Annotated in this window: 15 protein-coding genes; 5 read left to right on the top strand and 10 right to left on the bottom strand. The window is 58.7% G+C overall.

Annotated elements, in window-relative coordinates; all coding sequences use genetic code 11:
* Window positions 1-45 precede the first annotated feature (45 nt).
* Both RCI20_RS11860 and RCI20_RS11855 read right to left on the bottom strand, forming a co-directional pair.
* Window positions 46-1,218 carry an acyl-CoA dehydrogenase gene (locus RCI20_RS11860; protein WP_306605759.1) on the bottom strand — a complete coding sequence of 391 codons (1,173 nt, stop codon included), beginning with the start codon at window positions 1,216-1,218 and terminating at the stop codon, window positions 46-48.
* Entirely contained in the window at window positions 1,211-2,467 is a 1,257-nt protein-coding gene (locus RCI20_RS11855; RefSeq protein WP_306605758.1) for a glutamate-5-semialdehyde dehydrogenase, read from the bottom strand. The genes RCI20_RS11860 and RCI20_RS11855 overlap by 8 nt, the downstream gene beginning before the upstream one ends.
* A 115-nt stretch (window positions 2,468-2,582) precedes the next feature.
* On the opposite strand from RCI20_RS11855, the gene RCI20_RS11850 reads away from it, so the two are divergent.
* Window positions 2,583-2,810 carry a hypothetical protein gene (locus tag RCI20_RS11850; RefSeq protein WP_306605756.1) on the top strand — a complete coding sequence of 76 codons (228 nt, stop codon included), beginning with the start codon at window positions 2,583-2,585 and terminating at the stop codon, window positions 2,808-2,810.
* 54 nt (window positions 2,811-2,864) lie between these two features.
* On the opposite strand, the gene RCI20_RS11845 is transcribed toward RCI20_RS11850, so the two are convergent.
* The 7 genes from RCI20_RS11845 to leuS are packed head-to-tail and all read right to left on the bottom strand — an operon-like array spanning window position 2,865 to window position 13,289.
* Window positions 2,865-3,800, bottom strand: coding sequence for a diguanylate cyclase (locus RCI20_RS11845; protein ID WP_306605754.1), 936 nt, complete (start codon window positions 3,798-3,800; stop codon window positions 2,865-2,867).
* Entirely contained in the window at window positions 3,797-6,427 is a 2,631-nt protein-coding gene (locus RCI20_RS11840) for an ATP-binding protein (RefSeq protein WP_306605752.1), read from the bottom strand. The genes RCI20_RS11845 and RCI20_RS11840 overlap by 4 nt, the downstream gene beginning before the upstream one ends.
* Window positions 6,424-6,933: a YfiR family protein gene (locus RCI20_RS11835; protein ID WP_306605750.1), complete on the bottom strand. Its 510-nt coding sequence runs from the start codon at window positions 6,931-6,933 to the stop codon at window positions 6,424-6,426. The genes RCI20_RS11840 and RCI20_RS11835 overlap by 4 nt, the downstream gene beginning before the upstream one ends.
* Before the next feature lie 8 nt (window positions 6,934-6,941).
* Entirely contained in the window at window positions 6,942-9,083 is a 2,142-nt protein-coding gene (locus RCI20_RS11830; protein WP_306605748.1) for a TonB-dependent siderophore receptor, read from the bottom strand.
* Window positions 9,084-9,115: 32 nt separating this feature from the next.
* The gene (gene holA / locus RCI20_RS11825) at window positions 9,116-10,147 is read right to left on the bottom strand and encodes a DNA polymerase III subunit delta (RefSeq protein WP_306605745.1); all 1,032 of its coding nucleotides are present in this window, start codon (window positions 10,145-10,147) and stop codon (window positions 9,116-9,118) included.
* Window positions 10,147-10,656, bottom strand: coding sequence for an LPS assembly lipoprotein LptE (lptE, locus tag RCI20_RS11820; protein ID WP_306605743.1), 510 nt, complete (start codon window positions 10,654-10,656; stop codon window positions 10,147-10,149). Before lptE ends, holA begins: the two co-directional genes overlap by 1 nt.
* A gap of 11 nt (window positions 10,657-10,667) precedes the next feature.
* Window positions 10,668-13,289: a leucine--tRNA ligase gene (gene leuS, locus RCI20_RS11815; protein ID WP_306605742.1), complete on the bottom strand. Its 2,622-nt coding sequence runs from the start codon at window positions 13,287-13,289 to the stop codon at window positions 10,668-10,670.
* A gap of 79 nt (window positions 13,290-13,368) precedes the next feature.
* Between leuS and RCI20_RS11810 the strand changes: the two genes are divergently transcribed.
* Complete coding sequence (locus RCI20_RS11810) at window positions 13,369-14,256, top strand: FecR family protein (protein WP_306605740.1); 888 nt, start codon at window positions 13,369-13,371, stop codon at window positions 14,254-14,256.
* A gap of 8 nt (window positions 14,257-14,264) precedes the next feature.
* Here the strand turns inward: RCI20_RS11810 and RCI20_RS11805 are convergent, their stop codons facing one another.
* Window positions 14,265-14,615 carry a hypothetical protein gene (locus RCI20_RS11805; RefSeq protein ID WP_306605738.1) on the bottom strand — a complete coding sequence of 117 codons (351 nt, stop codon included), beginning with the start codon at window positions 14,613-14,615 and terminating at the stop codon, window positions 14,265-14,267.
* A gap of 359 nt (window positions 14,616-14,974) precedes the next feature.
* Between RCI20_RS11805 and RCI20_RS11800 the strand changes: the two genes are divergently transcribed.
* From RCI20_RS11800 to RCI20_RS11790, 3 genes are all read left to right on the top strand, one after another.
* Window positions 14,975-17,170, top strand: coding sequence for a UvrD-helicase domain-containing protein (locus RCI20_RS11800; RefSeq protein WP_306605736.1), 2,196 nt, complete (start codon window positions 14,975-14,977; stop codon window positions 17,168-17,170).
* Between the two features lie 587 nt (window positions 17,171-17,757).
* Entirely contained in the window at window positions 17,758-19,893 is a 2,136-nt protein-coding gene (locus RCI20_RS11795; protein WP_306605734.1) for an ATP-dependent endonuclease, read from the top strand.
* A gap of 2 nt (window positions 19,894-19,895) precedes the next feature.
* Window positions 19,896-21,692 carry a UvrD-helicase domain-containing protein gene (locus tag RCI20_RS11790; RefSeq protein WP_306605732.1) on the top strand — a complete coding sequence of 599 codons (1,797 nt, stop codon included), beginning with the start codon at window positions 19,896-19,898 and terminating at the stop codon, window positions 21,690-21,692.
* Window positions 21,693-21,903: the final 211 nt, after the last annotated feature.

Here is a 21,903-nt window from a genome sequence, read left to right as displayed (position 1 = left end):
CCGCCGGAAATGGACAAAAACCGTTGGGGAAAACCGGTCGACGGATTAGAAAGCGGAAATCCCGGTTTGTGCCCGGCCGAGGATCAGTGCGTGCACATCGTGCGTACCCTCGTAGGTATTCACCACTTCCAGGTTGACCAGATGGCGGATCACGCCGAATTCGTCCGAAATGCCGTTGCCGCCGAGCATGTCGCGCGCCGTGCGGGCGATGTCGAGCGCCTTGCCGCAGGAATTGCGCTTCATCATCGAGACGATTTCCGGCGTCGCGCTGCCGTCGTCCATCATCCGGCCCAGGCGCAGTACGCCCTGGATGCCGAGCGTGATTTCGGTCTGCATGTCGGCCAGTTTTTTCTGCACCAGCTGGTTGGCGGCCAGCGGCCGGTCGAACTGTTTGCGGTCCAGCGTGTATTGGCGGGCGGTGTGCCAGCACGCCTCGGCCGCGCCGAGGGCGCCCCAGGCGATGCCGAAGCGGGCTGAATTCAGGCAGGTGAACGGGCCTTTCAGGCCGGCGACGTCGAGGCGGTTTTCGCTCGGCACGAAGACTTCGTCCATGACGATCTCGCCGGTCACCGACGCGCGCAGACCGACCTTGCCGTGGATGACCGGAGCGCTCAGGCCGGGCATGCCCTTGTCGAGGATGAAGCCGCGGATGATGTTTTCGTCGTCCTTGGCCCAGACGACAAACACGTCGGCGATGGGCGCATTGGTGATCCACATCTTGCTGCCGGAGAGCTTCCAGCCGCCGGGTACGGCGCGTGCGCGGGTGCTCAGGCTGCCGGGGTCGGAGCCGGAATTCGGTTCGGTCAGCCCGAAGCAGCCGATCAGTTCGCCACGCCCGAGGCCGGGCAGGTACTTCTGTTTCTGTGCCTCGCTGCCGAAGGCGAAAATCGGCAGCATGACCAGCGAGGATTGCACGCTGAGCATCGAGCGGTAGCCGGAATCGACGTACTCCACCTCGCGGGCGATCAGCCCGTAGGACACATAATTTAGCCCGGCACCGCCGTACTGCGGCGGCAGCGTCGCGCCGAGCAGACCCATTTCGCCCATCTCGCGGAAGATCGCCGGATCGGTGTACTCGTTGCGGAAGGCGTCGCGCACCCGCGGCGCCAGCGCCTTCTGAGCAAACGTGTGCGCCGCGTTGCGCACCTGACGCTCGTCGGCGGCCAGCTGCGAATCCAGCAGCAGCGGGTCTTCCCAGTTGAAGCTCGCCTTAGCCACGGACGTGCCCGTCGCCGAGGACGATCCACTTCTGGCTGGTCAGGCCTTCCAGACCGACCGGCCCGCGCGCGTGGATCTTGTCGGTCGAGATGCCGATTTCGGCGCCCAGACCGTATTCGAAACCATCGGCGAAACGCGTCGACGCGTTGATCATCACTGACGCCGAATCGACTTCGCGCAGGAAGCGCATTGCCTTCGGATGGTTATCGGTGACGATCGATTCGGTATGGTGCGACGAATACTGGTTGATGTGCGCGATGGCCTCGTCAATGTCGGCGACGATCTTGACCGAGATGATCGGCGCGAGGAACTCGGTGTAGTAATCCTCTTCCGTGGCCGCGACGGCATTCGGCACGATGGCGCGGGTTTCCGCACAGCCGCGGATTTCAACGCCCTTTTCACTCAGCATGTGGGCAATCGGCGGCAGCAGCATGGCGGCGACCGAACGGTCGACGAGCAGCGACTCGGCTGTGTTGCAAGTGCCGTAACGCTGGGTCTTGGCGTTCTCGACGATCTTCAGCGCCTTGTTCGGGTCGGCTTCCTCTTCCAGGTAGACGTGGCAGTTGCCGTCCAGGTGCTGGATCATCGGGACGCGCGATTCGGCCAAGAGCCGCGCAATCAGGCCCTTGCCGCCGCGCGGTACGATGACGTCGACAAACTCGCGCATGGTGATCAGTTCGCCGACCGCAGCGCGGTCGGTGGTGTCGATGACCTGGACGCATTCGGCGGGCAGGCCGGCGGCCTGCAGGCCTTCCTGGATCAGTGCGGCGATGGCGCGGTTGGAGCGGATCGCTTCCGAGCCGCCGCGCAGGATGGCCGCGTTGCCGGACTTCAGGCACAGCGCGGCGGCGTCGGCGGTGACGTTCGGCCGCGCTTCGTAGATGATGCCGATGACGCCGAGCGGGACGCGCATCTTGCCGACCTGGATGCCGGACGGACGGAACTTGAACTCGCCCATCTCGCCGATCGGGTCGGGCAGTTTGGCTACCTGTTCGACACCTTCAGCCATGTTGTCGACGCCTTTTTCGGACAGCGTCAGGCGGTCGAGCATGGCGGGTTCGAGGCCGGCAGCACGGGCGGCGGCCAGGTCTTCGGCATTGGCCGCGACCAGTGCGGCCTTTTCCCGGCGGATGGCGGTGGCAATGTGCAGCAGGGCGGCGTTCTTTTCTGCAGTCGTTGCGGTGGCGAGGCGGCGCGAGGCAGTGCGGGCCTGGCGGCCGACAGTCTGCATGTAGTCCTTGATATCCATGGCTTTGTCAGGCGTTAGGGTAAAAGAACATTATAGCCAGCAAAATCAGCGGGAACTTCCGGAAGCGGATAAACTCTTATCCGCATCGAAAACAGGGCTTTTCATCGGGGATCAGATGGCCGAAAAACTCATACTGCCGACTGAAGTCAAGGTCTGCGCAACTTGCAGCTACTGGGATGGCGAACGCCAGGTAGATGCCGAAATGAAACTGGTGGTGGTTTCCGAAACCTGCGAAGGGGAATGCCTGGTAACCGAAGTCACCAAGCCGGGGCTGCATGATATTCGCAGCGAGTGCGCCTGTCTGTGGGAAGACCTTGAGCCGGACGAACCATCCGGGAAATAACCAAACCGGTTGGTTCGGTTGGTTCGGTTGGTTTATTGGCCGCGTATTGCTTGCTTATTGGCCGATCTCGATGGCCTGCTTCAACTCTGCGTAGCGCCAGAACGTCCGGTTTCGGCCTGCGGCTTTGGCCGCATAAAGCGCGGCGTCGGCTTCCAGGAAAAACTGCGGGTCTACCTGGCCGCCTTGGGGGCAGGTAGTGATTCCGCCCAGACTGATTGTGACGACTTGGCTGAGTTGCGATGCCGGGTGGGGCAAGCCCAACTGTTCGATGGCGATGCGGATTTCGTCAGCTAGCGTACTGGCGGCTGCGGCGTTGGTGTCCGGCAAGAGCAGAACGAATTCTTCGCCACCGTAGCGTGCGGCAAGATCGCCGGCGCGGCGGACAAAACTGTTCAGTGCAAGCGCGATGGCGCGCAGCACGCGGTCGCCCGAGGCGTGGCCGAGGTGGTCGTTGTAGGCCTTGAAGTGATCGACGTCGATGATCGCCAGCGATAGAGGGACATTCATCCGCGCACAGCGTCGCCATTCCTTTTCCAGTGACTCATCGTAACGCCGGCGATTGGCGATTTCCGTCAGGCTGTCGATCATCGCCAGATTTTCCAGCAGGTGCCGATGGTGTACCGATTGCAGGTGGTTGCGTACCCGTTTGCGGACAATCGATGGATGGAAAGGCTTGGTGATGTAATCGACGGCCCCCAGGTCAAGGCCGCGTTCTTCATCGTCGGGGGAGTCGAGTGCAGAGACAAAAATCACCGGAATGTGTCGGGTGGTGTCGTCGGTTTTCAGACTCTGGATGACTTCGTGGCCGTCCACTTCCGGCATCATGACGTCGAGCAGGATCAGGTCGGGCTGTAGTTCGTGTGCGCGTTCAAGTGCCTGTTTGCCGTTTTTTGCCAGAATGACCCGGCAGTCGTCCTTGAGCAGTTCGGTCAATAGTTCCCGGTTCTGCTTTTCATCATCGACGACGAGCACGGTGGGGGTGGAACTCATGCCTGACTGTCTTTCCATCGCTTGTGCAATACCTGCAATTTATCGTGCGCCGCCTTGTATTCGAGGTCTTCGATCAGGCTGGCGATTTCCGCGAGCATATTCTCATAATCGTCTGCTGTTGTCGCTTGCCCGGCAAGCACCCGGCGCAATGCTGCAAAGTTTGCCTCACTGCTTGCCCTGGCGCCTTGCAGATCGCTCAACAACTCGCTGAACATCTCTGCCAGCGGGACTGGCGGGCTGCTGGGGGCGGCGTCGCTGGTGTGCGTCGACGGCAGGGTATCCAGTCCGCCAAATACCAGATGCAGTTCGTTGGCGAAGTCGTAAAACTGTTTTTCCAGATTTTCTGTGCCATTGCCCGGCTGGCTCAGGGTTTGTTCCATTTGCCGGGCATGCTCGGCCAGCGTGGTGGCGCCCAGCGAGCCGCCGACCGATTTGGTCGAGTGTGCCAGGCGCCGGGCTTCGGCGGTATTTCCGCTGGCCAGTGCCTGCTGGATCTCGCTGTCAATGTTGGCAAAATCCTTGCGGAAAGCGTGCAGCGATTTGAGATAAAAGGCTGGTCGATGCATGTGCAGCAGCAGCCCGCGCTGGATATCGATGCCGTGCAGGGCCGGCCAGTCGGATGGCGTTGCTTCGGTTTCCGCTTCGTCTTCGTCTTCCGTTGTCGATAATGGTGCTAGCCAGCGGGCAATTTCCTCGTACAGAACCTCCGGCATGACGGGCTTGCTGACGTGACCATTCATGCCGGCCAGGAAGGACTGTTTCTGGTCTTCGTGCGTTGCATGCGCTGTCATCGCGATGATCGGCAGGTCGCTGAATCGTGCATCCTGGCGAATCTGACGGCAGGTGCTCAGACCGTCCAGCACGGGCATCTGGATATCCATCAGGACCAGCTTGAAGTTTTCCTGGTCGAGTCGTTCGATGGCTTCCTGACCGTTGGTGGCGATGCCGACACTTAGTCCGACTTTTTGCAACAGGGCAATGGCGATTGTCCGGTTGACCGGAATATCCTCGACCAGCAGAACGCGTTCGCCTGACCAGCGGGGCAAAATCCTGGTTTTTTTGCGGTCGACCGCAGAAACGACGTTTTCTTGCGCGCTTGGCAAAAGGGTTGCCGGCAAGTCGAACAGCGTGTTGAAGCGGAAGGTACTGCCTTTTTCCGGACAGCTTTCGACCTCGATTTCACCATCCATCAGATGGGCCAGCTGACGACATATTGCCAGGCCGAGGCCGGTACCGCCGAAGCGGCGGGTAATGCTGCTGTCGGCCTGCGAGAACGGGGCGAACAGTTTTTCCTGCTGCTCGGGAGAAATACCCATGCCGCTGTCGCTGACCGAGAATTCCAGGCGGATGCGATTTTCTGCCGCTTGACCCAGCTTGCGCACGGCGACTTCAATCTGGCCGTGCTCGGTAAACTTGAGCGAGTTACCAACCAGGTTGATCAATATCTGGCCGAGCCGCAGGGCATCGCCCTGGACTTGCGCCGGGACGTCGTCGGCGCGCTTGAAGGTGAGCATCAAGCCCTTGCTGCTGGCCTTGAAAGTGAACAGCCCGGCAATCGAGCGGAATACCGAGTCGATTTCGAACGGGGCATTTTCCAGTGTCAGGCTGCCGGCTTCGACCTTGGAGTAATCGAGAATGTCGTTGATCAGGCCGAGCAGGGCATCGGAGGATTGCACGACTTGTTCGATGTATTCGCGTTGCTGGGGCGGCAGCGGTGAGTCGAGAACCATGTGGCTCAGACCGACGATGGCATTCATCGGGGTGCGGATCTCGTGGCTCATGCGGGCCAGGAAATCGGATTTCGCGCGGTTGGCCTGCTGCGCTTCGGCAATCGCTTCCTGCAGCGCTTCGGTACGTTCCTGCACCATGCTTTCGAGTGATTCTCGATAACCGGCCAGTTCGCGGTCGCGTGCCTGCAGGGAGTCCAGCATGCGGTCGAAGCTCTGGCCCAGACTGCCGATTTCATCCTGGCGTTCGGTGGCGATCCGGGCGTCGAGCCGGGCGTCCTGCGAAATCTGGTTGGCCAGATTGTCGAGTTGTTCCAGTGGGGCGGTCAGGCGACCAACCAGATAACGGATGAGCAACAGCGAAACCGTCAGGGCCAGCAACAGCAACAGCGCGGTTTCCTTGATCGTTTGCTGCATCGTCGTGTGGTACTGCTCAAGCGATACCAGCAGTTCGATGCGGCCAGCTGCCTGCTGCTGATCGTCGAGCTGTATCGGCTCGCGGATGATCAGGTGACCGTCGAGGAAGATGGGGCTGGTATCGCCATCCGGATAAGCTTCGACGGGGGTATTGTGACGTTGATATTCGGCCAGTATCCGGCCGTCTGCCTTGATCGTCCGGCTGTGCAGGATGGCCGGATTGACTGCAAGCGATGCGAGCAACTGCCGAGCTTCGCGCTCATCGGAAAAGGCGATGGCTGCCTGCATGTTTCTGGCCAGCAGGCGCGCCTGCGAGGTCATCGATTCGGCCCATTGGGTCTGCAGCAACTCGCGCTGCTGGGTGAAAACCAGCGCGAATACCATGCCGACGATGATCAACAGGAAAGCGAAAGAGAGCGTCACCAGCTTGTTGCGGATGGTGGGTTCCGGCGTCAGGCGTTTCAGGCAGGCAGGTCGTTTCATGGTTCGATGACGCGGGCCAGGCGCAGTAACTGGGCGCTGAATTCAAAACCTTGCCGGTTGGCGACGCGTCGGTTCAGCACGATGCCGATCCGTTCTCCTTCCAGTGGCAATTCCAGCATGCCGCCGGCGCGGGCAAATCCGTTGATGTCGGAAACCGTGACCAGATTGCGGGCAGCCGCCCGTTCCAGCCATTGTGTAAGGTGGCTCGATTCGCTGCGTGGAATGAACAGCAAATGGCAGCCGGACAGTTCGTTCGGTGCGACCCTGATTTCGACCGTGCCGCTGTTCCGGTCAGCCTGGGTGAGGGCGCTGCCGAACGGATTTTTTCCGCCGACGCACAGGACGGTCGGCTTGGGTGCGGGGGCTTCGCCGGGCCAGTAAATGAACTGCGCCAGACGATAGAACAGCACCGCCTTCATGCCGTACTCCGAGACATCCTGAGCCTGCAGCCGTCCGGGCTGCAGGGTGCAGCACAGCAGCAGGGCGAGGAAAGCGGAGCGGGGCACGGCGCGTCTCAGAAACGGTACTCGACCGTGCCCATGAACGTTCTGGGTTGCTGCGGCATGGCCTGCATCACGGCGCTGGATGACGAAGTGTGGGCTGCGTAGTAACGGCTGTCGAACAAGTTGTAGACATCGAAATACAGCGACAGTCGTTCGCCGGCCAGTTTGTGCACACCGACATGCAGGCTGGCCTGCGTATAGGCGTCGGTTTCCTTGATCCGGTCATTCTGCACGCGGTTGATGGCGCCGGTGCTGGTGTCGCCGATCCACTGCAGGCGGGGCGTAATAGTCAGCCAGTCCTGGTAGCGCAGGGTGACGCCAAGCTTGACCTTGTGAGCGGTGATGTTGACCTGTCTGAGTTCGGGGCCGCTTTCGGTTTCCCGGAAACGACCTTTGACATAACTGTAGCTACCCCACAGATCGGCCGTCCACGGGCCGCCGAGATGAACCTGCCATTGCGGCATGATGTCGATGCCCTGGTAGCGGTCGTTGCCGCTGTTTTCCTTGGTTTCGAGATTGCTGGCGATGGTTCTGGTGATGATGATCTGGCTGGCTCTGGTCAGGTAGGCGTTGGTCACCAGATTGAAGCCGCGGGTCGGGCGCCAATCCCAGGTGACCGACCAGGTCTTCGATTTTTCCGGTTCGAGGCCGGGGTTGGTGATGCGGTGCGTGCCCTTGCGTGAGCCATCCGGGTTGTAACTGCCGAATGCGCCGTAGCTTTCTTCCGGCGATGGGGCGCGGAAGGCCTCGCCGTAGAGCAGCTTGATGAAATTGCCCTGGCTGGGTTGCAGCACGATCCCCAGGCGCGGGTTGGTGCTGCCGCCGTAGGTCGAATACCAGTCATGACGCAGGCCAGCCACGGTCGAGATGCGGCTATTCCATTGGGCCTGCCACTGCAGGTAGCCGGACCAGCTGTGATAGCGGGCCTCGTTGATTTCTACCGGTACGCTGGTGTTCGGATAGAACAAGCCCTGATTGCCGGGCGATTTTGCCGTGTCGTATGGACTTGGCAGATCCGGCGTTTCGATCGCGTGGTAATTGCGGTAACCGAGGCCGGCCAGTACCGAGTGAGCGTCGTTGGCCTGCCAGTTCAGGTTTTGTTCGATGCCCATGCGTCGACCGTAGGAATAGTCGTAGCCATGGTCCTTGAAATCGGTGAAGACGTTGACGTAGCGGCTGTGCGGATCAACTTCATAGCGCGAGTAGTCGACGACCGTTTCGCTGCTCAGCGACGGGTTGATGTCGAAGCGATACTTGGCGCTGAGCGTGTCGATGGTGGTGTCCCAAAAGGCATCGGCCAGGTAAAAGGCGGCGCTGGGTCGATCCCCGGTACTGGTCAGGCTGCGAAAGCGGTTGCGATAGAAGCCGACACTCAGCCGTTCACCGGCATCCAGGCGGGCATACTGGCTCTGGCTGCTGATCTCGCCGACATAATTCTCGCGTTGTTCGGCGCTCTTGCCGCCTGCTGCAACTTTGCGGAATTCGTTCGGATAGTAATCATCGAGCGGTGCCCGGTCGCTTTTCTGGTAATGGGCGCCCACGGTGATGCCGAGCGATTCCCCCAGCTTGCCGCTGGCCAGGAAGTCACCTTCCAGTGAACCGTAGCTGCCGGCACCGAGGGCGATTTTCCCGGCGGTCTGATCGCCGGCTTTTTCCGTGATGATGTTGATCACCCCGGCGAAGGCATCTGCGCCATAGAGGGCGGCGGCAGGTCCGTAGAGTACTTCCACCTGCTTGGCGAAGTAGAGCGAGAAGTTTTCGGCGATGGGAATCTTGCCGCCGGCAGGATGGTCGATGCGCACCCCGTCGAGCAGGATCAGCAGCTTGTTGTTGCCGAGATGGCCCTGGAAGGCAAAATTGTTGTACTGGGAAGAGCGGGTGCCACGCTGGAAATCGACGCCGGGCAGGTCTTCCAGCAGGTCGGCCAGGTTCTTGTAGCGCCGGTTGCGCATTTGTTCACGGGTAATCACCATGATGTGGGCCGGCGTCTGCTCGCGTGCTTCGGCCCGTCTTGATGCCGTGGTGACCGGCGTGGCGATCAGTTCATCGAGTGATAACGGCAGCAAGGGTGAGACATCGTCGGCTGCCTGAAGCGGTGTTGCTGCACAGAAGGCCAGTGCCAAGGCGGCAGCCACAGGACGTATGCAATGCATCAAGGATCTCCCCACTTATGTTTTGGGGCAGTCTACCTGTTAATCCTTGCTCCAGGCTTACCCGCCGGGCACAAGCCCAGCCCCAGGTGGAGGAATTCTTCCCACAGATTGCCCTGGCCAATGCCCTTGGCCAGTCGGTCGATTTTGCCGGCGTGCTGCAGGGCGGCTTCCAATTGTGCGGTCGACAGGCGTTGCAGGGCTTTTTTCACGGGATTGGCGCGCGGGCCCCAGACCTTGGCATCCTTGAGCAGCATATCGATTGGCCGGCCGGCATCAAGGCCGCTGCGGATGACGGCGAGCGCGCGGATTTCCTCGCTCATCGCCCACAGGATCAGCGGCGGTGCTTCGCCTTCCTGCATCAGGCCGTCCAGCGTCCGCACCAGGCGCGCCACGTCGCCGGCCAGCAGGGCTTCGCGCAAACCGTCGATATCGTAGCGGGCGACGTTGAGCACGGCATCCCGGATCTGTGTGGCCGACAATTTGCCGGCCGGGTAAAGCAAGGCCAGTTTCTGGATTTCCTGGTGTGCAGCAAGCAGGTTGCCTTCGACCCGTTCGGCGATGAATTTCAGACTTTCGTCGTCGGCGCTTTGTTGCTGCCGACGCAGGCGGCCGGCGATCCAGCCCGGCAACTCGGCCAGCGGCGGGGCATTCAGCTTGATCACCACGCCGGCATTGGCCAGCGCGGTAAACCAGGCGGCTTTTTCCTCGCGCCAGTCGAGTTCCGGCAGCGTGATCAGCAACAGGTTGTCGGCTGATGGATGCTTGCTCCATTGCTGCAGCGCCGCGCTGCCGTCCTTGCCCGGTTTGCCGTTGGGAATGCGCAGGTCGATCAGCTTGCGGTCGCCAAACAATGACATGTTGCTGCCGGCGGCAAGCAAGCTTCCCCAGTCGAATTGCGGCAATACGGTGAGCACTTCACGCTCGGCATAGCCGCTGCTGCGCGCTTTTTTCCGGATGGCGTCGGCCGCTTCGATGACCAGCAGCGGCTCGTCGCCGTACAGCAGGTAAAGCGGGCGCAACTCGCGTTCGAGGTGCGCCGCCAACTGTTCTGCCTTGAGCAGCATCAGTCTTCTTCCAGTGCCGGGTCTTTGGGTTTGATGATGGTCAGACGCCGCATCAACTGGTTGACCAGGTCATTGTTCATGTCGCGCCAGAGCAGGCCTTCTTCCAGATCCTTGGCCAGTACGTTCGAGTCGTCGAAGCTGATGTCGCGGCTCAGAGCGACTTCAGTCGGGGCGACGATTTCCTCTCCCTTGCCATTGACCAGCCGGAAGCGGTAATTCAACTGCAGCCGGTACTCGCGCACGCGGCCCTGGGCATTGACGCTGAGAATGGTTTTCTGGCGGCTGTCTTCCAGTTGCTGGAAAACAGCTTCGGCCAGCTTGCCGTCGCCAACGATTTGCGTCTCTCCGCTGCCCTTGATGTAACGCTCCAGCCAGACGCGGACTTCGGCGGTTTCCGGCAAGGCGATGTACATCGTCTTGTAAGGCAGCGTGCTGCTGCCCGAGCCGCGCAGGTGGAAACCGCAACCGGCAAGGGCTGCAGCGAGGATCAGGGCAGGCAGGAGGCGCATGGCAAGCTTTCTCAGACGACGATGTTGACCAGGCGGCCCGGTACGACGACCACTTTTTTCGCCGGCTTGCCTTCCATGAACTTGATGGCGCCTTCGGAAGCCAGCGCAGCAGCTTCGATGCTTGCCTTGTCGGCTTCGGCAGCCACACGGATGGAACCGCGCAGCTTGCCGTTGACCTGCACCATCAGTTCGATTTCGTCCTGCTTCAGGGCGGCCGGGTCGGCCTTCGGGAAGGCAGCGAGGCCGGCATCAGCGCCCGGCTTCAATTCGCCATAAACGGCCTGGCCAATGTGCGGGACGATGGGGAAGAGCAGCAGGGCAGCCGTTTCCAGTACTTCCTGCGCCAAGGCACGGCCCGTCGCGTCGCTCAGCTCGGTCTTGTCGTAGGCATTGAGCAATTCCATGACGGCGGCGATGGCCGTGTTGAACTGCTTGCGCCGGCCATAGTCGTCGGCCACCTTCTGCATCGTTTGATGCAGCTTGCGGCGTAGATCGGCTTGTGCGGTCGACAGCGAATTCGGGTCAAGTTTGGCGTCGACCCTACCATTGGCGACGTGGTCATGCACCAGCTTCCACAGGCGACGCAGGAAGCGGTAGGCGCCTTCGACGCCGGCATCGGACCATTCCAGCGACTGGTCGGGCGGGGCTGCGAACATCATGAACAGGCGGGCGGTGTCAGCGCCGTATTGCTCGATCAGCGATTGCGGATCGACGCCGTTGTTCTTCGACTTCGACATCTTTTCGGTGCCGCCGATGATCACTGGCTGGCCGTCGGTCTTCAGCGTCGCGCCGGTCGGGCGGCCGCGTTCGTCGGTGACGACATCGACCTCGGCTGGGTTGATCCACAGCTTTTTGCCGTTTTCGCCATCGCGGTAGAAGGTCGGGGCGACGACCATGCCCTGGGTCAGCAGGTTGGCGAAGGGTTCGCCCAAGTCGCCGATCAGCCCGACGTCGCGCATCAGCTTGGTGAAGAAGCGCGAATAGAGCAGATGCAGGATGGCGTGCTCGATGCCGCCGATGTACTGGTCGATGCCGCCCTTGCACCAGTACTGGACGCGCTCATCGACCATGGCCGTGGTGTTGTCCGGGCAGGCGTAGCGCAGGAAATACCAGGACGACTCGAAGAAGGTGTCCATGGTGTCGGTTTCACGGCGGGCGTCGCCGCCGCACTTCGGACACTTGCACTCGTAGAATTCGGGCATCTTGGCAAGGGGGGAGCCGGCGCCGGTGATCTCGACGTTCTCTGGCAGGACGACCGGCAACTGGTCGTCGGGCACCGGCACGTCGCCGCAGGTCGGGCAGTGGATGATCGGGATCGGGCAGCCCCAGTAGCGCTGGCGGGAAATGCCCCAGTCGCGCAGGCGGAACTGCACCTTCTTGTCGCCCAGGCCCTTGGCGGAAAGATCGGCAGCGATGGCGTCGACCGCGGCTTCGTAGCCGAGGCCGTCGTATTTGCCGGAATTGACCAGCTTGCCCTTGACCTTGTCGGCATACGACTCGGCCCAGGCCTGGTCGCTGAAAGTCTCGCCTTCAACGGCGACGACCTGTTTGATCGGCAAGTTGTATTTCAGTGCAAAGGCGAAATCGCGTTCGTCATGCGCCGGCACGGCCATCACTGCACCGTCACCGTAGCTCATCAGTACATAGTTACCAACCCAGACTTCGACTTTTTCGCCGGTCAGCGGATGGGTCACGAAGATGCCGGTCGGCATGCCTTTCTTTTCCATCGTCGCAATGTCGGCTTCGGCAACGCCGCCCTTCTTGCACTCTTCGATGAAATTGGCCAGTTCCGGGTTGTTGACCGCAGCCTTGGTCGCCAGCGGGTGTTCGGCAGCGACGGCGACGAAGGTGACGCCCATGATGGTGTCGGCGCGGGTGGTGAATACCCACAATTTTTCGTCAGCATTGTCGGCCAGCGGGAAGGCGAAGCGGACGCCGGTGCTCTTGCCGATCCAGTTCTTCTGCATCAGGCGAACCTGTTCCGGCCAGCCCGGCAGGTTGTCCAGTTCGCTCAACAACTCTTCGGCGTAGGCGGTGATCTTCATGTAGTACATGGGGATCTCGCGCTTTTCGATCAGCGCGCCGGAACGCCAGCCGCGGCCGTCGATGACCTGCTCGTTGGCGAGTACGGTGTGGTCCACCGGGTCCCAGTTCACGGTGCCGAGCTTCTTGTACACCAGGCCCTTTTCATAGAGGCGGGTGAACAGCCATTGTTCCCAGCGGTAGTACTCGGGCGTGCAGGTGGCGAATTCGCGTTCCCAGTCGATGGCGAAGCCGAGCGACTTGAGCTGCTTCTTCATGTAAGCGATGTTTTCGTAAGTCCAGCCGGCCGGCGGCACGTTGTTGGCTAGTGCAGCGTTTTCCGCCGGCATGCCGAAAGCGTCCCAGCCCATCGGTTGCAGGACGTTGTAGCCCTGCATTTTGTGGAAGCGCGATAGCACGTCGCCGATGGTGTAATTGCGCACGTGGCCCATGTGCAGCTTGCCCGACGGATACGGGAACATCGAAAGGCAGTAGTATTTCGGTTTCGCGTTTTGACCATCGAGGTCTTCAACGGCGCGGTCGGCACCGGCTTGTTCCCAGTGTTGCTGGGCGGCACGTTCGATATCGGCTGGGGTGTATTTGTCCTGCATGGCTATTGGGCTGACCTATCTGGCTGACGAATCGTTATCAAGCGCGAAATTATACCGGTTGAACTACTTTGGAGAGGCTATGCGGGCGAAGCTAACAAGTGTCTTGGCGGTTTTGGGGCTGTTTTCGACGTTGACCGCAGCCGCCGTGCCCAGTGCCGTGGTGGAAGTGGTGCAGGCGCCGGCCTGGCTGGAGCGCGGGGAACGTCGCTTGCCCCTGGCACCGGGCATGGTGCTGGAGAACCGGGATCGCTTGCTGACCGGGCAAGGCGCCCGCGCCATCGTCAAACTGGCCGATGGCAGCGCCGTGAAGTTTGGCGAAGGGGCAAATGTCGCGGTCAACGCCTTGAAAGCGCAAAATTCGCGCGACGACAATCAACTATTCACTGCCGCGCTCGACCTCGCCAAGGGGGCGTTTCGCCTGACTACCGGGGTGTTTCGGCAATACACGACGCAGCGGGCGATCAATGTCCGTACCGGTGTGGTCACCATCGGGATTCGTGGCACCGATTTGTGGGGGCGTTCGAATGAGGCGCAGGATCTGGTGTGCCTGATCGAAGGACGAATCAGCCTGCATCATCCGGAAGGCGGGGCGGCGGAACTGAACGAGCCGCTGCAGTTTTACACGGCGGACAAGGGGCAATTACCCAATCCGGTCGGGCAGGTCGATCCCGTCCAGTTGGCGCAATGGGCCCAAGAAACCGAACTGCAGCCAGGCGGTGCCAGCTTGCAGGCGGGTGGTCGCTGGTCCTTGCGCTTCGAGCGGATGGACAAGGACGGCGTGCTTGGACTGTACGATCGGTTGTCGGATGCCGGTTACCCGGTGCGCATCAGGCCTGTGATGGTTGATGGCGTTTACTGGTACGAGCTGCATTTGTCGAAGCTGGTCAGCCAGTTTGCGGCTCAATCACTGGCAGACCGGCTGGTGCGGGACCTGCACGTCCCGACACCAGCGGTGCGCCGGCAATAGCAGGTGAATCAGGCGGCTTTCTTTGGCCCGACCATGCTGCCCCAGGTGCTTTGCCAGTAGCGGTAGGCATTCTGTGCCGCCATCAGCGAGAGCAGGGACATCCGGGTCTGATGGCGCCACATCCAGGTCAGCTGTGGTGCCGGGCTGAGCGTATTGCTCGGAATGCTGCCGACTTCGTCTTCGACGATAAACAGGAAGCGTTCGATAGCCAGGCCCCAGAATTCCGAACCTTCGGTCTTGCCGGTCAGATATTCGGCTTCGCCGACGGCGCGACGCCAGAGCTTGAGTGCCAGTTCATCGCTGATGCCGGCTTTTTTGGCGATCCAGGGGAGGATCTTTGGGGATTTCATGCTGTTCATGCTGTTACTCCTCATGGCCAGTGGCGGTAACCACCTGTTCGATAGACTGCCTTGTGGGCAAAAAGTTTTGTGCACTGCAATATATTTGTGTTCAGTATACTTTTGAGTGCTGGCGCTGTGTGTAACGAATTGTACGATGTCGAATGTTGCGTTGCACAATAACAACGGCGGCTTGCTGGCCGGCTGCTTTTCTCGTCTCCCGCTCATTTTTCCTGCGCCGGCACCTGCGCTATCACTTGTCCTGCCCCGCCGTATCCTGTCGGCAAGGTAAACTGACGCCTTGTTAATTTGCCAGGGCGCGTTGCAAGCGCTTCCCGGCTGTTTTGCCCGGTCACGGGCGTGGATTGAAGTCAACAAACATGTCTGATCTGCTCGCCAATCTGAATTCCCCCCAATTGCAGGCCGTCACGCTGCCCCCGGTCCACGCACTGATCCTGGCTGGCGCCGGCAGCGGCAAGACGCGGGTGCTGACGACCCGCATCGCCTGGCTGATTTCCACCGGGCAGGTCGGGCCGCATGGCATTCTGGCCGTGACCTTTACCAACAAGGCGGCCAAGGAAATGACGGCGCGCCTGGCCTCGCTGGTGCCGATCAACGTGCGTGGCATGTGGATCGGCACTTTCCACGGCCTGTGCAACCGCTTGTTGCGGGCGCATTACCGCGAAGCCGGCTTGCCGCAATCCTTCCAGATTCTCGATTCGGCCGACCAGTTGTCGATGGTCAAGCGCTTGCTGAAGAACCTGAATATCGACGATGAGAAGTATCCGCCGCGTGAACTGTGCCATTTCATCAACGCGCACAAGGAACAGGGCGTGCGGGCAGCGCAGGCCGAGGCTTACGACAATTACACGCAGAAGCGCGTCGAGTTGTATGCCGAGTACGAAGCGCAATGCAATCGTGAAGGTGTCGCCGATTTTGCCGAATTGCTGCTCCGTTGCTACGAATTGTTACAGCGCAACGAACCCCTGCGCGCCCATTACCAGCAGCGTTTCCGGCACATTCTGGTCGACGAGTTCCAGGACACCAACACGCTGCAATACGCCTGGCTGCAACTGCTGGCCGGTGGCGGCGCCAAGGTGCTGGCGGTGGGCGACGACGACCAGTCGATCTACCGTTTTCGCGGCGCCGAGGTCGGCAACATGCGCGATTTCGAGCGCGACTACTGCGGCAACAACATCATCCGGCTGGAGCAGAACTACCGCTCGCACGGCAACATCCTGGCCGCCGCCAACGCCATCATCAAGAATAACCGCGAACGCCTGGGCAAGAACCTGTGGACCGATGCCGGCGAGGGCGAGCCGATCCGGGCTTTCGAGGCCTATTCCGATCTCGATGAGGCGCGCTTCATCATCGATGAAATCCGTGAATTGATCCGCGACGGCGTGCCGGCCACGCAGTGCGCCATTCTTTACCGCTCGAATGCGCAGTCACGGGTGCTTGAGCATGAGTTGTTCACCAAGGGCGTGCCGTACAAGGTCTATGGCGGCCTGCGCTTCTTCGAGCGGCAGGAAATCAAGCACGCCATGGCTTACCTGCGCCTGTTGGGCAACCCGGACGACGACACGGCATTTCTCCGCGTGGTCAATTTCCCGACGCGCGGCATCGGCGCCCGTTCGCTGGAAAATCTGCAAGCCAGCGCGCACCAGATGAATTCCAGTCTGTACAACGCGGCGGCATCGCTGACCGGCAAGGCCGGCCAGACGGTCGGTGCCTTCATCCGGTTGATCGAGGCGCTACGCCAGGAAACGGCCAATCTGCGTCTGCCCGAGATCATCGAACATGTCATCGAGAAATCCGGGCTGGCCCAGCATTACCGGACCGAGAAGGAAGGCCAGGAGCGCCTGGAGAATCTGGATGAACTGATCAACGCCGCCGCGACCTTCGTCGACGACGATGGCGTGGTGATGAGCGTCGAAGGTGAGGGCGGTGCGCTGGCTTCATTCCTTGCCCACGCGTCGCTGGAGTCCGGCGAGCATCAGGCCGGCGAAGGCCAGGAGGCGGTGCAGTTGATGAGCGTCCACGCGGCCAAGGGGCTGGAATTCGACGTGGTCTTCATCAGCGGCCTCGAGCAGGGGCTGTTTCCGCACGAGAATTCAGTGAATGAAGGGCGCGAAGGTCTGGAGGAAGAACGGCGGCTGATGTATGTGGCGATTACCCGCGCCCGCCAGCGGCTGTATCTGTCGTGTGCGCAGACGCGCATGCTGCACGGCCAGACGCGTTATTGCGCGCCGTCGTCTTTCCTCGACGAGATTCCGGCCGAGCTGTTGCTGAAACTGAACAAGCGGGCAGCGCCCGAGCCGGCTTGGAGCGGACGCGCCGGGGGGCGCGGTGCAGGCACTGGCACGGCTTCTTCGGGCCGCGCCAGTGCTGGATACGCCGCCGAGCCGATGCCGGGCGGGCTGCGCATCGGCCAGAATGTCGAGCATGCCAAGTTCGGGATCGGCGTCATCGTGGCGACCGAAGGGCGGGGCGGTGATGCGCGGGTACAAGTCAATTTTGGCGGCTGCGGCATGAAGTGGCTGGCGCTGGAATACGCCAAGCTGACGCCGCTTTGAGGGTTTTTGCCGAAATTCTGCGGTCGACCGCAAAATATCGACGAATTTGACCGTCTGACCCCGTTACCTCTCCGCAGGGGACGCCCGCTTCCTCGGCTACGCTGTGCGGCGGAGAAGCATCAATGCACTTCAGTCGAAAAGCCCGACCGAGCTTGAAGGTCTCGCCGATCTGGTGTCCATGAGCGATTACAAGGTCAAGAACCCTCACCAGGGCGGGGCCGTACTCAGCATGTCCGGCCCCACCTCCGAGACCAGTGCCGCCGGGTTCTGGAGGTTTCAGAGGGGATGAGACGAAGGCGAAGCCATTGAGCGCTTCTTGACGCTGACGCTCAAACGGCTGTTCCGCTCCGATACTGGCCGAAACGGCAATTCGTGCTCATCGGCCAAAACAGCCGCTGGCGCCACGACAGTTTAATGGCAGTTGTCGTGCAAGTTGCTGACGTTGAAGCCTGAGACGCGCAAACGACGAAACCACCACGAAATTCTGGCCAACCAAGTGTCCAGAAAAAGCGACACCTTGTAACATGACAAGTATCTAGGGGAATCAAACCACTAACGCGCTTACTTCGACAGAATCGGGACCCTTCATGCACATTTCAAAACTCAGTTTGGTCAACTACAGAAACTTCGCGAATACCAAACTGCTATTCCAGAAGGGAATTAACACCATCATCGGTGAAAACGGTTCTGGAAAAACCAACGTGTTTCGCGCGATCAGACTGCTCCTCGATGACAACATGATCCGCTCGGCTTATCGACTGGATACGACTGACTTCCACCGTGGATTGGCAAAATGGCAAGGGCACTGGATCATCATCAGCCTTGAATTCGAGGAAATTTCGGCGGATGAAGCAGTGCAAGCGCTGTTTCGGCATGGAACGGGTATCGTTGATGACGACGCGGTAGGCAAGGCCACCTACAACCTTATTTTTCGTCCCAAGAAAGACATCCGTCTTCGTCTATCCGAACTGGATGACGGCGACCATGCAGGACTTGCTGCAATCCAAAAAGACATTTCCATCGAAGACTACGAAACGATCTTCACAGGGCGCAGTGAAGCTGACTTTAGCGACGAAAACTTCTACAAAGAAGTGGTCGGCGATTTTGACAACGTCAGATTCAGTGAGGAAATTGAATTTCCCATTATCGGTGCCAAGATCCCGAGCGTCCTTTCGGTTTCAAAGGAAATTTCCTTTACCTTTGTTCAAGCGCTACGCGATGTCGTATCGGAGTTTCACAACAACAGGACTAACCCTCTCTTCTCCCTATTGAAAGGGAAGAGTGGTGATATTGACCCCGTCGCCTTTCAGTCCATCACCGACGGTGTGAAGGCTTTGAACGATTCGATTGAAGCTCTGCAGGATGTTCAGGCTGTTCGATCTGACATTAGGGACACGATCAAGGATGCGGCCGGTGAGGCGTACTCCCCTGCTTCATTGTCGATCAAGTCTGATTTGCCCGATGAAGCCGACAAGCTTTTCCAATCGCTCAAACTGTTTGTCGGGGAGTCAGGCGAAGGCTATGAAGGCCCAATTCACGAACTAAGTTTGGGCGGAGCCAACCTGATTTTCCTTACCCTGAAATTGCTGGAGTTCAAGTACCAGAAGGCCAAGCAGTCAATCGCGAATTTCCTTTTGATTGAAGAGCCGGAAGCCCATATTCACACGCACATTCAAAAAACGTTATTCGACAAGCTCCAGTACGACGAAACGCAGATCATTTATTCGACTCATTCAACCCATATTTCAGAGGTCAGCAATGTTCAGAACGTAAACATTCTTGGGCGGGAGGCTAACCGCTGCGAAGCCTACCAACCCTCTATTGGCCTCAGCGAAGAAGAGATCGGGAACGTTCAACGCTACCTGGATGCGGTACGCAGCAATCTGCTTTTCGCCAAGAGTGTGATATTGGTTGAAGGCGATGCCGAAGAAATCCTCATCCCGACGCTTGTGAAGAAAGTACTGGGCGTCAGCCTGGATGAACTCGGCATTAGCCTCATCAACATTCGGAGCACTGGATTTCAGAATGTTGCAGTCCTTTTTCACGATGATCGAATTCGGAAGCGGTGCAGTATCGTTACCGATCTCGACAAGTCTATTATCGACACAGCAATCTTGGCCGGCGATACCGAAGACGTACAAAATCGCAAGAAGAAGTATTTAGGCTCACAGGAAAAGGGGATTGCAAGAAAGGCGTACTTGGAGGCGGCGTTCAATGGAAATCAATGGATTTCATCGTTCTTTGCGCCCCACACGTTTGAGGTTGACTTCGTCTCAGCGGGCAACGCCCGAAAGATGGTCGGCATTCTTCCTGACGTATATAAGAACAAAGCCACAATTGCGACAGCTAAGGCGGAACTCGAATCCGCCGATGTGGCTCTTTACGGCCAGAGAGCCTTGACGATCGCCAACAACTACGGGAAAGGCTGGCTGGCGATCCTGCTGGGCAAGAAAATTGACCCTGACATAGCCATCCCTGAATATATTCTGCGTGCTATTGCTTTTGCGCACCCAACGGTCAAAAAGGAAGTCTGGTTCAACGTTCTAGATTATCGGTTGAAACTTTTGGAAGACGACCTCGTTACAACCACTGAGCAGTGCAACGAGTTTCGGCAGAAGCTGACTGCCTTCATGAAGGGGGAAATCGATTTCGTTGGCATCCGCAACGAAATGCTTTCCGCATTCCCCGACGATCGTATCAACGACGTTCTCAAGGTCTTCTGACCATGTTCCCTTGGGATAAGGACGAGCTGAATCCTGAACAGGAGACGGCGATCTTGCGCCCCGGCAGCGTCTTTCTTGTCGCCTGCCCTGGAAGTGGTAAAACGCGAACCCTGACCTACAAGATAGCCTATGAGCTATCCAGATTGGCGTCAAAAAAACAGTTTGTCGTCGCCATAACCTATACACACCGTGCGGCTGATGAGATTCACGAGCGCATCGAGGATTTAGGAGTCGACACATCCCAACTTTGGATTGGGACCATCCACTCCTTCTGTTTGGAATGGATCATAAAACCGTATGGCATCTATCACGATGCCCTGAAGAACGGCTTTCGCGTAATTGACCAACATGAGCGCGAGAAAATCCTAGAGCAGTTATGCGCGCCTTACAAAAAGCCCAAGATCACTTTCTGGGACTGCGATTTCTATTTCACTGCAACCAGATACATACTTGGCTGCCAGCAAGAATGGAAGCATGATGGCCTGCACGAAATACTTGAGAAGTATTTCACTATACTGCAGGAGAACAGGGCCATCGACTTTGAATTCATCCTGTTCTATGCCTATCAACTGATTACTGATCGTCCTGTCATTAGTAAAATTCTGAGTCAATTGTTCGCGTTTGTGCTGGTGGACGAGTACCAAGACACCAAGCAGATTCAGTACTCGATCATAACGTCCATTCTGAAAGCTAGCCAAGGTACGACCAAGGCATTCATTGTTGGAGACCCCAACCAGGCAATCTATCAAACGCTTGGCGGGTATCCGATGGCCTACAACGAATTCAAGATGTTAGCCGGAATCGAGATTGACGAACTTGAACTCTCAAAAAACTATCGTTCATCAGAACGCATCATCGACTACTTCGGAAACTTCAACGTTCACGCGACAAAGATTGAATCGGCTTCCAAGGACAAAACCTACGAAAGTCTGATCACATTCAACGCTGCGGTCAGCAAAGACGATCTAGAGGATGAACTGATTCGACTCATCCGATTCAGCATTGAAACAGCCGGAATTTCGCCAAACGAAATTTGTGTTCTTGCTCCGCAATGGGTGCATCTTGCCAGCATGACTCGCCGCCTAGTAGCCAGCATGCCTGAATACTCCTTCGATGGCCCAGGCATGGTTCCTTTCGCCAGGGACACCGAGAACTTCTGGTACAAGCTCTCAAAAGTTGCTCTGACGCAAGCATCGCCCAGCATGTATGTCCGCAGACTTCGCTGGGCAGGAGATATCTTGAAGGATCTGGAGATGGTCGGCGCAAGTACCTCAGGCTTGACTCGCAAGTCCTTACTCAGGGAATGCAATGCCATTCAAATTGATGAGCAAGACGGCCTAGCCTACCTTCGGACATTTTTTGAGACTATATTCTCCAGGCTGTCCATTGATTACAAATTATTCCCACTGCTCCAAGAACATCACAACGCCTTCTTTGAAAGCTCCCAAGCCAGAATTGACCGTTTAACGAAAGAAGGAACAGCGTTCATCGCAGATATTGATGCTTTCAGGAAGGTATTTCAGACCAGGACTGGAATTACGATTTCAACAATCCATGGCGTGAAAGGCGCAGAGTTTGACACCGTGATTGCCTACGCGCTCTTGGAGAAAATGGTTCCTCACTTCAATGATCCGAATGGTCAAGAGAGTGCGATGAAGATGCTCTATGTCATCGGATCACGCGCCAGAAAACACTTGCACCTAATTTCAGAGCGAGGCCGCAAGCAATTTTCTGGTGATGACTACGTCGCGACCATAAAACTCGCCCAGTGCAAATTTAGCTACGACCAAATCCCGTAGCCTTTATTCGCATCAGATGGACACAGGCAAGGCTGCCCCTTGAATTTGTACCAGCTTCGTAGTCAAAAAGGCCACAGATATCATACGACCTACTGAGGTGCCCCCGGTTTTAGTGCCAAGGGCGTTTTAGTAAAAGTCCTTAGGTTGCACCATTAAAGACATTCTTCGGTGACCGGTTGGGCGGAGGTGTTTGCCCTGTGTTCGGCCGCGA

It is taken from the genome of Azonexus sp. (assembly GCF_030824335.1).
In the GTDB taxonomy this organism is placed as follows: Bacteria; Pseudomonadota; Gammaproteobacteria; order Burkholderiales; family Rhodocyclaceae; genus Azonexus.
This window is presented reverse-complemented; position numbering and strand designations above follow the sequence as displayed.